This is a genomic window from Rufibacter sp. LB8 (assembly GCF_014876185.1).
Lineage (GTDB): Bacteria > Bacteroidota > Bacteroidia > Cytophagales > Hymenobacteraceae > Nibribacter.
In genome coordinates this window covers 2,165,376-2,180,191 of record NZ_JADALJ010000001.1, presented here as the reverse complement: position 1 = coordinate 2,180,191, position 14,816 = coordinate 2,165,376, and the positions used below count along the sequence as shown (strand labels likewise).

At 51.7% G+C, this 14,816-nt stretch carries 8 protein-coding genes; 1 reads left to right on the top strand and 7 read right to left on the bottom strand.

Annotation, left to right across the window (positions count from 1 at the left end; genetic code table 11):
- Positions 1 to 24: 24 nt before the first annotated feature.
- Genes IMY23_RS09280 through IMY23_RS09270 form a run of 3 tightly spaced genes read right to left on the bottom strand, consistent with a single transcriptional unit; the run spans position 25 to position 6,174 of the window.
- Entirely contained in the window at positions 25 to 1,458 is a 1,434-nt protein-coding gene (locus tag IMY23_RS09280; RefSeq protein ID WP_192821817.1) for a PKD domain-containing protein, read from the bottom strand.
- 18 nt (positions 1,459 to 1,476) lie between these two features.
- The gene (locus IMY23_RS09275; protein ID WP_192821816.1) at positions 1,477 to 3,051 is read right to left on the bottom strand and encodes a RagB/SusD family nutrient uptake outer membrane protein; all 1,575 of its coding nucleotides are present in this window, start codon (positions 3,049 to 3,051) and stop codon (positions 1,477 to 1,479) included.
- A gap of 12 nt (positions 3,052 to 3,063) precedes the next feature.
- Entirely contained in the window at positions 3,064 to 6,174 is a 3,111-nt protein-coding gene (locus IMY23_RS09270) for a TonB-dependent receptor (protein ID WP_192821815.1), read from the bottom strand.
- Positions 6,175 to 6,425: 251 nt separating this feature from the next.
- Here IMY23_RS09270 and IMY23_RS09265 point away from each other — a divergent pair, with 251 nt between their 5' ends.
- The gene (locus tag IMY23_RS09265; RefSeq protein ID WP_192821814.1) at positions 6,426 to 9,323 is read left to right on the top strand and encodes a triple tyrosine motif-containing protein; all 2,898 of its coding nucleotides are present in this window, start codon (positions 6,426 to 6,428) and stop codon (positions 9,321 to 9,323) included.
- Between the two features lie 954 nt (positions 9,324 to 10,277).
- On the opposite strand, the gene namA is transcribed toward IMY23_RS09265, so the two are convergent.
- The 4 genes from namA to IMY23_RS09245 form a co-directional block, all read right to left on the bottom strand.
- Positions 10,278 to 11,345 carry an NADPH dehydrogenase NamA gene (gene namA, locus IMY23_RS09260; RefSeq protein ID WP_192821813.1) on the bottom strand — a complete coding sequence of 356 codons (1,068 nt, stop codon included), beginning with the start codon at positions 11,343 to 11,345 and terminating at the stop codon, positions 10,278 to 10,280.
- Positions 11,346 to 11,547: 202 nt separating this feature from the next.
- On the bottom strand, positions 11,548 to 12,162 hold the full coding sequence (gene prfH, locus IMY23_RS09255) for a peptide chain release factor H (protein WP_192821812.1): 615 nt from the start codon (positions 12,160 to 12,162) through the stop codon (positions 11,548 to 11,550).
- A 7-nt stretch (positions 12,163 to 12,169) separates the two neighbouring features.
- On the bottom strand, positions 12,170 to 13,576 hold the full coding sequence (locus tag IMY23_RS09250; RefSeq protein WP_192821811.1) for an RtcB family protein: 1,407 nt from the start codon (positions 13,574 to 13,576) through the stop codon (positions 12,170 to 12,172).
- A 752-nt stretch (positions 13,577 to 14,328) separates the two neighbouring features.
- Entirely contained in the window at positions 14,329 to 14,793 is a 465-nt protein-coding gene (locus IMY23_RS09245) for a MaoC family dehydratase (RefSeq protein ID WP_192821810.1), read from the bottom strand.
- Between the last annotated feature and the right edge of the window lie 23 nt (positions 14,794 to 14,816).

Sequence of the window (14,816 nt, the reverse complement as noted above, 5' to 3'; positions counted from 1 at the left end):
TCTGGCCTATTTCCCTATGAAAAACTAAGGCATCAGACGGAAATCGTCTAAATAGAAAATGCCTGGGTTAAAATGCGCTTCGCCACCAAATTGAATAACGATCTTGTCAAAGTCCTGGCGTTGGTCAAAATTAGAGAAGTCAAAGGTGAGCTCTACCCACTGGTCCATCACGGTCACTTGTTGAATGATCTCAGCCTGGGTAGTCCAGGAGTTGCCGCCCAGTTCTGAGTTCTGCAGTTTAACGGCCAGCTGCTTTTGCAAGGTTTTTACCGGTGACCAATCCTCTGCACCCCCCATGGTGGTGTAGTCATTGTAACTAGGCAAGAAGACCTTCACTTTAAATACTTTGCGCTGTCTGAGGTCTATTTTATAGGGAAGTTCAATGAACACATTAGAAAAAGCTTTCCCCTGGCCGGCCTCTTTAATATAGCGGGCCACTTTATCAGATGGGTTAGCGGCTACCTGGGCTGGGTTATCAAAGCTTTCATTGAACAAGGCGTTGTCCATTTTCCAGGTGAAGTTGCCCGGCGAATCAAAGTCATCATTCAGGTCAGCGGCCTTGTATTCTTTGGGAGGAACAGGTTTAGAGAATCCCTTGGGAACCAGGCGCTGGTACCAGCCGTGTTCTGCATTGGCTGTGCTGCCAAATTTGATGTACAGCTCGGTTTCTGTGAGGCGTAGGATTTCATAACGTGACACACCGGTGTAATACCCAATGAACCCGTTTTTGGTGATTTCCAGAAACTTCTTGTCTCCTTCTTCCACAATGTTCCACTGCATGCCGGTAGGCGGGGTGTACACTAACGTGTGGTCTCCACCAGGTACGCCACCTAAGCCAGCTGCTGAAGCGCCGTGCGTAAAAGTGGTACCCTTGTTGTCATAGGTATAAGCCAAGTTATTGTTCAGGTTGAACACCATTTCGTCATCATAATACCCTTCAGAGGCTTTTTCATTAGGACCCGCGGAGTACCACTCTGGGGTGCTGCTGGTAATTGGGCCCAGAGCCAGGTGTCCGCCGTTTTCACGGTCAATCACCCAGGTCTTGCCTTGTAAGTTACTGATACCACCGGTCAGGAAGTTGTAATCTTCGCGGTTGAGCATGGCGGGGTTGGTGGCGGCAATGGGAACAGTCTTGGTACTGGAAGCTGAGCCCCCAGGGGTTGAAAAAGTCATTTTGACGGTGTATTCACCTTTTAAGGGATAGCTGCGCGTCACTTCGCGGCCTTGCACGGTAGAACCGCCGTCAAATTCCCATTGCACGGCTGCCCCTTCTGGAGCGGTGCTTTTAAAGGTGACAATGTTAGGGTTGGTGCCGTAGGAGTAAGTAAAGGTGGCTTGCTCCGCCGAAGGAGTAGGCACTGGGCCCAGCTCAGGGTCTTCCACTTCACAACTGGTCCACGCAAAGGCTGACAACAGCAACAGCGTGATGTATGGAATTATTTTTCTCATCTCTTTCATGGTGAATGCTTTAAATAATTAGTAACCGGCATTTGGTTTCAGAACCCCAGCAGACAAATCAATCTCACTCTGTGGAATAGGAAGGAAGCCTTTTCTGGCAGTATTGAATTGTATGGTGAAGTCGCTCTGGGTACCCACATAGGTAGGAGGCAATGGACTAGGCGTCACGGTGATGGCGGCACTGGCCGTGCTCAGGCCGTAACGCAACAAATCCCAGTACCGGTGACCTTCAAGAGCTAGTTCTAACCGGCGCTCTTTTCTAATGTTGTCTAAGGTGGCGGGTACGGGGTCTAAGCCTACCCGGGCTCTTACCCGCGTCAAAGGGCCTTGCGCGTCTCCGCCGGTGGTCAGAGCTAATTCAGCAGCCATTAACAGGACATCTGCAAACCGGATGGAACGGTAGTTGTTTCCCCAGTTCAGTTCCATTTGCCCGAATTCTGGCTGGTATTCTTTGGTGGTGGTGTATTTCTGACTGAAGTACCCGGTGTGCTGGTAGCCTAGGTCCAGGTTGGCCCTTCCGCCCGCTTCATTCTCCTCTAAAATAGTGGAGTCTCTTCTTATGTCATTGGCGGCAAAAGCGTCATACAATTCCTGGGTAGGGGTGCCTGTGCTCCAGCCACGAACGTACAGCAGACCCGTTGGATTGATGATGCGAGGCCCCTGTTGCTGCGGCTGCATATTTCCTTCGCCACCGTGAATGTAGCCCCAGTCAAACCACGGGTTTTCATCTGAATAAGAGATTTCCCATACAGATTCAATACTGAACTCATTGGCTTTGGTAAAGATGCTGCCGTAGGAAGGAAGCAAATCATGGCCACTTTGGGAAATGATATCTGCAAGTTGTTGCTGCACATAAGCTGCGTTCACGGCAGTGGTGCCGGCTTGTAACTCTTGGTTGTACACGCCTTTGTGGAACAGATAGGCTCGGGCAAGTAAAGCTTTGGCGGCCCATCTGGTGGCCCGGCCCTGGCTTCCTTTGAGGTTGGTGGCGGGCAGGTCTACCATGGCTTCCACTAAATCCTTGGCAATCTGGTCAAAGACCGCCTTGGGCGTGGCAGCGGGTTGGTTGTATTCAGAGGGGCTTGGCGTTTTCAAAACCAGCGGCACATTCTCAAATAACCGTACCAAGTCTAAGTAGAAGTGGGCACGCAGGAATTTGGCTTCGGCGGCTACGCGTTTTTTAAAGTCATCTGGTGCCGCCACGCCGTCAATTTTCTCCAGCAACGTGTTGGCCCGGGCAATACCTATGTAGTGTTTCCTCCAAAGACCATGCACCTCACCGTTGGTAGGCAAGATTTGGTGCCGGTCCATTTCTAAAAGAGATGGCTCTGAGGTGGCCTGGCCCGCAGAATAAGAATCATCTGACATGATATCCAACACCAGCGGTGTGGTATGGTAGCCCACTACGGTGTTCCATTGCAAGATATCATAGACTCCCACCAGGGCTTCACTGGCGTCTGCCTGGGTTTTGTAGAAATTGTCTGCCGTTCTGGTGTCTAGGGGAGAGCGGTCCAGAAAGTCCTCACAGCCGGTACCCGCGAACAGAAAACTGGCCAAGAGAAGCGTAGAAGTTTTTTTAACTATATTTTTCATAGAGAATGTCAATTAAAAAGTAGCGTTGAATCCTAACCTGAAAGTCTGCGCTTGTGGGTACACGCCCCGGTCAATGCCAATGTTCAAGGAACCTGCCGCGCCAATCTCCGGGTCAAAACCTGTGTAGTTTGTAAGCGTGAGCAGGTTGTCAGCGGAGATATACATGCGCAGTTTCTGGACGTGTATTTTGTTCAGCAGGGCACCTGGCAGGCTGTAGCCAAGCTGCAAGGTTCTCAAGCGTACAAAATCAGCGTCTTCCACGTAGAGGTCAGAAATGTTTTTATAATTTCCGTTGGTGTCATTCCAGGTGAAGCGCGGATACTCATTGGTGCTGCCTTCGCCGGTCCAACGGTTGAGGTACCTGGTTTGCATGTTGGCCTGTGGCAAGTCAAAACGACGGGTACCGTTGAACACCTGGTGCCCAAAGGCGCCATACAAGAAGGCACTGATATCAAAGTTGAGGAAGTTGGCGCCCAGGTTGAAGCCCACCACGGTGGTAGGCGTGGGGTTGCCCAGTTTGGTGCGGTCTCCATTGTCAATTACTCCGTTGTTGTTTAAATCCACAAACCGCACGTCGCCTGGTTTAGCCAGGGGCTGAATCAGCTGGCCGTCTTTGGAATAAGCCGAAACCTCAGCTGGGTTCTGGAAGATGCCGGCCGTTTTATAGCCGTAGAAGTAACTGATAGGCATGCCTACTTCTGTTCTGGTCACCGCGCCATAGGTAGAGAAGCCAGCACCGCCAGGTATTACACCTTCAGCGTTTCTCACTTCGGTTACCTCATTTTTATTAATGCTTCCGTTAAGGCCCAGATTATAGCCAAAACGACCTATGGTACCGTTGTAGTTAAGCGCCAGTTCAAAGCCAGTGTTTCTTACCGAGCCGGCGTTTTGAGGAGGGGCAATGGGCAACCCGGCAGACCCTGGAACCGGAGGGTTCAACAGCAAGCCTTTAGTGGTTTTGATGTAGTAGTCTGAGGTAACCGTAAAGGCATTGTTGAAGAAGGAAAGATCAAGGCCCACGTTGGTTTGTTCAGAAGTTTCCCAGCGCAACTCGCGGTTTTCAGCGTCTTGCAGAGCGGCACCACTGGTGTAGCCCGGCTCTTCTGGGTTGGCGCTGTAGAAAGAATAGCCTCTGCCAGTGCCAATGGTAGCTCTGGAGGCATAGAAGCCGCCAATGTTTTCATTGCCATTCTGCCCCCAGGAACCTCTCAGTTTAGCTAAGCTCAATACATTGCTCTGCGGGAAGAAAGATTCTTCAGACAATATCCAGCCCAGGGAGAAGGAAGGGAAGGTTTCATACTTATTGTCTACAAACCTGGAAGAACCATCACGTCTTACCGTGGCCGAAAACAGGTACTTCTCTTTAAAGGCGTAGTTCACCCTTCCAAAGAAAGAGAGGATAGCTCGTTCTGCGGCACCACCCAACGCTCTTTGGGTTCTGGTGCCTACGGCGGTGTTCAGGTAAGCCATGGCAGGATCTGTCACCACCAGGTTGTTGTTGGAGCCATAAACCCCTTCATTGCTTTCTTCCAGGGCACTGGTCCCGGCGGTCAAGCCCAGACTGTGGTCACCGAAGACCTTGTTGTAATTGAAGTAGTTTTCGGCTTGCCATGAGAAGTACTGCGTGGTGCCTCTGGACACGGCAGAAAGGCGGTTCTGGGTGGCCGAGTTCAGGTAAAATACCGGAGAATAGTCAGTAGCGGTAACAAACGCGAGGTCAATGGAGAACGTGGACCGGAACGTAAGTCCTTCCAAAAGTTTTACTTCGCCAAAGACGTTTCCTACCAGTTTGTCTACATTGGTCAGGCCGTTGCTTACCTGTAAGCGCGCCAGGGGATTGACCACTTCCTGGCTTACATATCTGGAAATCCCGAATACTCTACCGTTGGCATCAAACACCAAAGGGCTAGCGGCTCCGCCATATTGCGGCTGCGCTAAGTCCTCTGGGTTGGTCACATACACCGGCGTGATGGGGTCCATGTTCAAGGCATTGCTCAAGGCCCCGCCAAACTCGCCGTTGGCGTTCACGGTTCTTCTGTTAATATGGGTGTAAGCCAGGTTGGTGCCAATTTTCAAAAAGCTTTTTACCTGGTTGTCTGCGTTGACTCTGGCGGTGTACCTCTGAAAGCCAGATTTCTCGCCGCCCACAATGCCTTCCTGGTCAAAGTAGGAGAAAGCCGCAGAATAGCCAGATTTCTCGGTACCACCATTAATAGTGAGCTGGTGATTTTGGATGGGGGCACTTTTCTCAAAAAGGGCATCTTGCCAGTTGGTACCGCCGCTTATCTGGTTCACATCTGGGAACAGAATGGCAGAACCTGCATTGATAGCCCCTTCGTTCATCATGACGGCGTATTCCCGGGCATCCAGCATCTTTAGAGTGCGCCAAGGTTTCTGAACACCTACATAGCCGTCATAAGAAACAGTCATCTGCCCGTCTCTTTTTCCTTGTTTGGTGGTGATGATGACCACGCCGTTACCGCCTCTGGCGCCATAGATGGCCGCGGAGGCTGCGTCTTTCAGCACGTCAATTGATTCAATATCACCGGGGTTGAGGTAGTCAATGCCGCCCACTGGAAACCCGTCTACCACATATAAAGGATCTGAGGTGCCCGTAGAGCCTATTCCCCTGATTCTGATGGTGGGGGCGTCACCGGGTTGGCCGGTCACATTGGTGGCCTGCACACCGGCTACTCTTCCTTGCAAAGCCTGTTCAATGCGTGTGATAGGCGTTTGGGTGATTTCCTCTGGGGTAACCGATGAAATGGCCGTGGACACTTCCCTTTTCAATTGAGTGCCATAGCCCACCACCACCACTTCTTCTAGGGCCCGTTGGTCTTCTTGCAAGGCCAGGTTAATGGTAGTTCTGCCATTGATGGCTTCTTCTTTGGTAACAAAGCCTATATAAGAGAATACCAAAGCACTTGAGGTGGCGGGTGCCTGAATCTGATACCGGCCGTCTACATCTGTTGACGCACCAGCGGTGGTTCCTTTCACCACCACGCTAACGCCTGGCAACGGCTCACCGTTCTTAGCCGAGGTGACGCGCCCAGTAATGGTGCTCTGGGCGAAGGCTATTCCGCAGGAGAGGAACAGCAAAAGAGTGAGTAATTTTTTCTTCATAGGTGATGGGTTTAGGGGTAGCGATTCCGCTGATATAAATGTAGGTGGGCAGGGGTGGCGTAACCTAACAATCTACTACATCAATACTACATCATAGACTGCCAAGCCACTACATCAGGATTACATCAAATAGGCTAAATGGGGTATTCTGGCAGAATAATGAGGTTTTGTTAAAAAAATTATCCTTAAAATTAACTTTTACTAAATACATCGCTACCTTGAAAAGGTATTCTGTCAAAATGATATTTCCCATGAAACGAGTTGGTGTTCTGTGTGCCGTGGTTTGGTTGGCCTGCCTGGCCTTTGTCAACACTACACTGCAGGCGCAGCACTACTTCTTTGGCAACCCGGTCATCAGGAATTTTAAGCCGGAGGAATTCAAGGGCGGCATACAGAGCTGGGGCATTGTGCAAGATGACCGGGAGTTGCTGTATGTGGCCAATAACTTCGGGTTACTGGAGTTTGACGGGGCTACCTGGTCGTTGCATTCGCCCAAAACCGGTACCAAGATCAGGTCAGTGCATGTGGGCAAAGATGAGAAAATCTACGTGGGCGGCCAGGGCGATTTTGGCTATTTCCAGGCAGATGCCCTGGGCAAGATGCAGTATGTCTCCTTGGCTGACAGTCTCTCTCAGAAATACCGCAATTTTGACGAGGTGTGGCGCATCTATGAGCAGTCTGGGCGCATCTATTTCTTTACGTTCAAGAACATATATACCTATGTGGCCGGCAAACCTATAGAAGTCATTCAGTCTGCTAGCCCGTTGGAGTTTTCTTTTCAGGTGAACAAGAACCTGTACACGCAGGTGTGGACCAAAGGCCTGGCTCAGTTGGCCAACAAGAGTTTGAAAGTGTTGCCCGGCGGCGAATTCTTTGCCTACAAGCGCATTGCCTCCATTTTGCCCTTTGATAAAAACCAGTTGATTGTTTTTACCATTCAAGATGGGGCTTTTTTGTATGACGGTCGCGAGGTAACGCCTTTCCTCATGCCCCAGGAGCCCATCTACCAGGGCGTGATCATCAACCAGGCCATTTTACTGAAGGACGGAAATTTTGCATTGGCTACCCAGAACAAAGGCCTCATGCTCATTGACCACAAAGGGCAGTTGGTGCTCTCCACTTCTGTGCGTGAAGGTTTGCTGGATAACACCGTGCACACGCTCTACCAGGACAGCCAGGAGAATCTATGGCTGGGTCTGAATAACGGCTTGTCTTTGGTGGAGTTGAGTTCGCCGTTCAGCAGGCTAGACGGCACCATGGGTTTGTCTGGCACGGGGTATGCCGCCTTGCAGAAAGGCACCAATCTGTATGTGGGTACCAACAGCGGCTTGTTTGTCTCCAGCACAGAAAACCACAAGAAAAGCTTTGTGCCCGTGGGCAACAGCAACGGCCAGGTGTACCACTTAAACCAGATAGGCAGGCAGATCTTGATGGGGCATCACAACGGGCCTTATCTGGTGAACCAAGCCAACTCCACCCTCATTCACCCCGAAAACGGTTCCTGGGAATTTGTTCCGGTGCCCAACCACCCAGACAAAGTGATCATGGGCTCCTACAACGGCATAAGTCTATACAACGTCACGGCGCAGGGCTTGCAATTCGTGAAGAAATTTAAAGGCCTGGACGAATCTTCACGGGTGCTGGAGTTTGACAAAGACGGCGAACTCTGGATGGCCCACGGCTACAAAGGCCTTTTCAGGATCACGTTTGACGCCGCTCTGGAGAACATCACTTCTGTCAGGTTCTACAATGCCCGTCACGGCCTGCCCTCCAACCAGCTCATTAACATGGAGAAGTTGCACGGGGAGTTGGTGTTCCCGGCCATGTACGGCATGTTCACCTTTGACAAAACCAAAAACCGGTTTGTCAAGCACAAGCAGTACACGGCTTTGTTCGCGGCCAACGAGCACATCATTGAGATGGAGGAAGACGTGCAGGGCAATATCTACTTCATCTCTGACCAGCGGGTAGGCAAAATTACGTTAGACAAATTCGGGAAACCCACATTGGACGACAAGCTTTTCAAAAACATACGGGAGCTGTTAAATGATGACCTGAGCTATATTCAAGTGCTGGACATCAACAACGTGCTGTTTGGGGCCAAGGAAGGTTTTATTCATTACAACGCCGCCAAAGCCAAACGCATGGTGCCTTACCATACCCGCCTGGCCCAGGTGCTTACCATCTCCAATGAATTGGATTCACTGCTACTCTCGGGCCGACAGCTGGACAAAGCCTCAGACACAGAACTGCCGTATGCGCTCAATTCCCTTCGGTTTGTGTATGCCTCCACTTTTTTTGAGAAACCGGAGAAAACGCAGTACCAGTATTTCCTGAAGAACTTTGACGTGGCCTGGTCTGAGTGGACAAACAAAACTGAGAAGGAATACACCAACCTGCCCGAAGGAACCTATACGTTCCACGTGCGCGCCCGCAACATCTACGGCATTGTGAGCAAGGCCCAGGCATTTACTTTTGTGGTGAATCCGCCGTTTTACCGCAGCAAATGGGCCTACCTGTTCTACACCTTGCTGGGCGTGCTGGTGCTGGGCGCCGCGTTTTACCAGGTAGACAAGCGGTTTAAGGTAGAGAAACGCCGGTTAATCCTGGACAAGGAACGCAAACTGGGGCAGAAGGAAATTGAGATCAGGCACATCACCAACCAGAGCGAGCTGGAGATTGACCGCCTGCGCAATGAAAAATTCCAGGCCGAACTGGACCACAAAAACCGCGAACTCACCTATTCCACCATTCACCTCATCAATAAAAACGAACTGCTCAACAACGTGAAACTGGAGCTTCAGGACATTCTTAAAGGGGGCGGAAAAACGGCTCCGCAAGAAGAACTCCGCAAGATCATCAGGAGCATTGACCACAACATCACTAGTGAGGTAGACTGGAAGCAATTTGAGCTCCATTTCAACCACGTGCACGGCGACTTCATCCATCGGCTGCAATGCAATTTTCCCAACCTCACGCCCCAGGAAATCAAACTCAGCACTTACCTGCGCCTGAACCTCACCACCAAAGACATCGCACAGCTGCTCAACATCTCGGTGCGAGGCGTGGAGATCAGCCGCTACCGCCTCCGCAAACGCCTTCTCCTGGACCGCAGCGAAAACCTCACCGACTTCATGCTCAAGTTTTAACCAGAAAGCCGAATTGAAGAAGTGGGCTGGAGAAGATGTTTTTCCGTTTTCGGGCTCATTTCCAGAAATGAAGCCGAAAATGGAAAGCTAAAGTCTCATATCATAAAGACAGGCAGCGCCTCATCTTTGCAATTCATGCTACAGAAATTATCACGCATTTCGTCCCCCTTAGAAGGGGGTAGGGGGATGATAAAGTTTGCAGAAATGTCTTTCCTACCACAAGTTACGCTGCGCTAAACTTGCGGCAGTAGAAGTAGGAAATGATGTTCTTAGTTTGGCCTCCATTTCTAATCTAGAGCCGGAAAACGCAATTGGCGGAGACACTCGTAGGAGCTGCGCACACTACGAGGTCTTTTGAGCAGGCGTCTGTCGGGACCTCGACCGTAGAGACAAGGCAGTGCCTTGTCTCTACAACCGGCAACCGAATTCCAGTTTCGTTACCATTTTCAATCCAGAGCCCGAAAACGCAGTTGGCGCAGACCTCACAGGTTTTGGAAACCTGTGAGGTCTTACCTGGCAAACTGCCCATGAACCCGCACCTTTTCCAGCCTTTCCATCGAGCGCCTCGCGGGTTGGCCTTGTATGGCCGGGGCTAAATGCAGATTGCAGAGTTGGCCAAGACGGGCAGTGCGAGAGGGGAAGGCGGGGCCTCGCGGCCGTGAGCGCTCGGAGCCCAGCTATGCAAAAGGCCGTCTTGTAAAACTCAGGATGAAACGGCGGTTTGGAAGGAAGGCAAATGGCGTGCACAAAGGCAGCTGGAACCGCAGATTTGGTCGTTGGTGATAACACCAACAACGGCAATTGCTTGAACAGTCCAAGAAAGAATCTTCGTTAGATCCGTCGGTAGCTTCGCTCGCTCTCTTCGGCTCTCGCCTCAAGAATGCTCAGGATGACCGTGAAAAATAATTTCTGTTTTGGGGCTCATTTCCAGAAATGAGCCCCAAAACAGAAATTCTAATTCTTGGCGCGTTGGTATTGCAGCGGCCATTCCAAATCCACACCCAATTCTTGGGCGGCGTGCAACGGAAAATACGGATTACGGAGCATTTCACGGGCCAATAGCACCAGATCGGCTTGGCCGGTGGCAATGATTTCCTCGGCATGGGCCGGGGTGGTGATCATACCTACGGCCCCGGTCATGATACCCGCTTCTTTCTTCACTTTCTCTGCAAAAGGCACTTGGTAACCCGGCCCCACCGGAATCTTGGCTCTGGGCACGTTTCCGCCGGTAGAGCAATCCACTAAATCCACACCCTTTTCCAGCAGCACCTTCGCCAATTGCACCGAGTCTTCATCCGTCCAGCCGCCTTCTGACCAATCTGTGGCCGAGATGCGCACGAACAGCGGGAAACCGGTAGGCCAGACTTCCTGCACGGCCGCAATCACTTCCAGCAACAGCCTGATCCGGTTTTCAAAAGAGCCGCCGTAGTGGTCCTGGCGCTGGTTGCTGAGCGGAGAATAAAACGAATGCAACAAATAGCCGTGGGCCGCATGAATTTCCACTACTTTGAAACCGGCAGCCAGGGCGCGGGCAGCGGCCGTTTTAAAATCAGCAATGACTTTCTGAATACCTTCCTGGTCTAATTCCTGGGGCATAACATCTGCTTCATGAAACGGAAGCGCGCTGGGTGCTACCGTAGTCCAGGCGCCTTCCTGACCGGGGAACAGCGGCGCGCTGTTTTGCCAAGGCGGCAAGTGGCTGGCTTTTCTTCCGGCGTGGGCCAATTGTATGCCGGGCACGGCGCCGTGGGCTTCCAGAAACTTTGTGATGCGCGAAAGCTCAGAGATGTGGGCGTCTTTCCAGATGCCCAGGTCAAAAGGCGTAATGCGCGCTTCGGGGGAAACGCCGGCGGCTTCCAGAATAATTAAACCGGCGCCGCCCACCGCCCGGCTGCCCAAATGCACCAAGTGCCAGTCATTGGCATAGCCGTCCTGGCTGGAATACTGGCACATGGGAGAAACCGCAATTCTATTTTTTAGTGTGATGCTTTTTATTGTAAGTGGACTGAAAAGTGCGCTCATAAGGTGGTTTTTACTTCTAACCTATTACCCTGGTTATAGGCTGAAAGTTGTGCAAGAATACAAAACGCCAACCTAAGAGGCTGGCGTTTTGTTTACAGTAATATGGCGTTTGATTCAATTTTCAGGCATCATTAGAACAATGTAAGATTCTAATCTTAGCCAAACCAGAAGAATGCAATGCGATTCTTCCTCGAAATTGAAGCTACAACCTGCCGGTAAAGGTTTTCGCGGCATTACCCCGGGTGAGCCCGTAATGCTGCAGCCATTGTTCCTTGGCTAGTTGGGCCGCCTGCTGCACGTGCCAGAACTGCAGTTTTTCCTGCAGGCGTTGGCGGGCTTCCTCCTTGTTTTGGTGCTGCGACCTTCGCTCTGAGGCCACTACCATCAACCCAGACGGCACATGCCGGGCGCGTACCGCCGACTCGGTTTTGTTCACATGCTGTCCGCCGGGGCCAGACGCCCGCATGCTCTCATACACCACGTCTTGCTCGCGCCATTGGAACGTGCCCGCCACCTGCACCGCTTGAAGGCCAATAAACCAGTTTTTGCGTTTGTGGTATTTCCTGAACGGGCTAGGCGCAATCCATTGAATGGTGCCTTGCCATTGATTCGCAAACGCTTGGGCGCCTTTCCCTTTCACCAGCACCAAGGCAGACAGAAACGTGTGTGGCAAATGACCGGGCACGGTTTCCAACACCTGGGTTTCCAGCTTTTGGGCCCGGGCCTCTTTCAGGAATTCGTCCAGTACCCGGGCTACTGCGCGGGCGCACTCCTCGGGCCCTTGGCCCGCCGTGAGTTGGATTAATTGTTCTTCCATGGCCGGTCTATTCTTTGTGCATGCGTACCACCTTGGGCAGAAACTTGCCATGAATGTCCACCAACTGGTGCTGGGCCTGCATGACGGTGTCAATGTCTTTGTAGGCCAAGGTGTGTTCCTCTGTGGAGCCGCCAATCAAGGTGACGCCCGCGCCAGAGAGCCGTTTCTTGAGGTCAGACATGGTGAAGCTTTCCTTGGCGCGGCCTCGTGACAAGCGGCGGCCGGCCCCGTGCGAAGCCGAGAATAATGCGTCGGCCACACCTTTCCCACTCACCAGATAACCGGCCGTGGTCATGCTCCCCGGAATAAAACCCAGTTCCCCGGCATGCGCGGGCGTGGCTCCTTTGCGGTGGACAACCAATTCCTGCCCATTGCCGGATACTTCTTTCCAGGCGAAATTGTGGTGGTTCTCCACGCGGGCCACGGGCTTCTCGCCAATGGCTTTGGCCAGGTTCAGGTGAATGCGGTCATGGCAGGCTTGGGCGTAATCACCGGCCAGTTGCATGCTCAGCCAATATTCCTGCCCTGCTTCGCTGTCTAAAGAAAGCCAGGCCAACGACTTAGCTTCCCGCGGAAGCTCGCAAAGGTCCATTGCCAGCGCCGAATAATGTTTGGCCACCGCCGCCCCAAAACCTCTGGAACCCGAGTGCGAAAGCAAGGCCAAATAAGTGCCAGCCGGTAAACCCAGGGTGTTCTGTTCCAACAGCTCCAGCGCTCCGAACTCAACAAAATGATTACCGGTGCCCGAAGTGCCCAACTGTTTCACCGCCTTGCCATGCAGTTTCCGGAGCAAGCTGGTAGCCTGGAAGTCTGGGTGGTCCAACACGTCATGTTCCTGTGCAAAGTCCAAGCCTCCCTCAATCCCGAAGTGGGTGAATTCCTTCAGAGCTTTCTTAAGCTGGAAGGCATTGGTTTGCAGGAATTTCTCCGGCACATTAAACACCGACATCGCCATTCTACAGCCAATGTCCAAACCTACCGCATACGGAATCACGGCGTTGTCCACGACCAGCACGCCGCCAATAGGCAGCCCGAAGCCCGCATGCGCGTCTGGCATGAGCGCGCCCTGCACAGCCACCGGCAGACGAAGCGCCAACTCCATCTGCTTTTTAGCGATCACTTCTATTTCCTTGGCCCCATAAATTTTTAGCGGCGCACTTTCCGGCTTCAAGTCAAAAGTCTCAAAGGGCTGTGTGGTCACCGGCGGGGCCAATTTTAAGGCCAACGGCGCCAGGGCGGGGTGTTGCAGGTACTTTTTCGGCTCCAGCAACACGTCTTGCAGCTGCGCTAGTATTTCTTCTTTGGGTACGTGCTTGAAGTGCCGCGCCGCCAGGTTCATGGCCAGGCCGCGGGTAACATCATGCCGATACCCGAGTTTGCTTAAATCCTTAGATTTGATTGATTGTTTGCCCATGGGCTTGTATGTATTCTGTTATTTTTCAACATTTTATAAGAGGGAACTCTAAAGGAGTTGCCCAAAAAAGTCCGGCTTCTTTCTGAAAGATTGCAGGTGTACTGGTTGTTAAAGACCATCATAAGAGTAGAAGTAAACATGTAAAAAAGGGAAGGAGCCCAGCGCAAATGCGGGACCAGTTTATTCCCAGATAAGAAAAACCAAACGTGCGTAGCAGGCAGCTTTTAAGCCGCAACTATTAGGGGAGAAAGAAGAAATTGGTGGTGAAGGATTCACTGGAAGGAGCTAAGCGCAAAAGCGACAGAACTCAAGCAGCAGAATCTGCCCGTAGCGTGCATGGCACAGGACTACAACTTCGGCTTAGCTACAAAAAGGCAACGCGGTAACGGGAACGGGGCAGTCAAAAGACTTCGCGCTCGCAGTATTACTTTCTAAAAAAGAAAAGGGTGCTTGTCTTTGCTGGCTTAAGCAAAAAGCGGAAGGGGCGATATGTGGGAATTGGCTAACATATTGAAAACCTCCCATGTTTAGTGAAACATGAGGACCAATGAATGGGGCAAAGCTAGATGCTTTTTCTGGAGTTGGCAAGAAAAGGTTACCCGCCAAGGTAAAATAGTTGCGGAAAAGACCTTCCTGTAGCTGTGCGCCTCGCAAGTTTTAGGTCGAAAAAAATCCGTTTTCGGGCTCATTTCTGGAAATGAGCCCGAAAACGGAAAAGTTGAAGCGGTGCTTAGAAATTTTTTAATCGATGCTTAATTGAAATGGTACAGGAACGTGATTACGCCGGTGAAAGCTGGTTTTTTTACGCCTTCCACTTCCATGGTCACTTCCAGGCGGGCCTTGATCACGCCGCGCAGGTCTTTCGCGCTGAGCAGTTTCACGCGCAGGCGCACGGCGCTGTCCACCAGCACCGCTTGGTTAAACCGGAGGCTCTCAATTTCATAGTTCACCTGCATCTTCAGGTTTTCTATGGTGATGATCTGGCCCCACAAATACGGCAACAAAGACACCGTTAGATACCCGTGGGCAATGGTGGCCTTGAACGGCGATTCTGTCTGGGCGCGCGCGGCATCCAGGTGAATCCATTGGTGGTCAAGGGTGGCGTCTGCGAACAGGTTGATCTGCTCCTGCGTGATGGTGTGGTAGTCAGAAACGCCTATTTCAGCGCCTTCATACTGCAACAGGTCTTGGTAATTCTGGATGATAACTTGGCTCATGGGTACTGGTTAAGGAAACGCGG

Excerpts from the sequence above, each read along its gene's own strand:
- IMY23_RS09280 (WP_192821817.1), bottom strand. The coding sequence starts at position 1,458 with ATGAAAGAGATGAGAAAAATAATTCCATACATCACGCTGTTGCTGTTG.
- IMY23_RS09275 (WP_192821816.1), bottom strand. The coding sequence starts at position 3,051 with ATGAAAAATATAGTTAAAAAAACTTCTACGCTTCTCTTGGCCAGTTTT.
- IMY23_RS09270 (WP_192821815.1), bottom strand. The coding sequence starts at position 6,174 with ATGAAGAAAAAATTACTCACTCTTTTGCTGTTCCTCTCCTGCGGAATA.
- IMY23_RS09265 (WP_192821814.1), top strand. The coding sequence starts at position 6,426 with ATGAAACGAGTTGGTGTTCTGTGTGCCGTGGTTTGGTTGGCCTGCCTG.
- namA (WP_192821813.1), bottom strand. The coding sequence starts at position 11,345 with ATGAGCGCACTTTTCAGTCCACTTACAATAAAAAGCATCACACTAAAA.
- prfH (WP_192821812.1), bottom strand. The coding sequence starts at position 12,162 with ATGGAAGAACAATTAATCCAACTCACGGCGGGCCAAGGGCCCGAGGAG.
- IMY23_RS09250 (WP_192821811.1), bottom strand. The coding sequence starts at position 13,576 with ATGGGCAAACAATCAATCAAATCTAAGGATTTAAGCAAACTCGGGTAT.
- IMY23_RS09245 (WP_192821810.1), bottom strand. The coding sequence starts at position 14,793 with ATGAGCCAAGTTATCATCCAGAATTACCAAGACCTGTTGCAGTATGAA.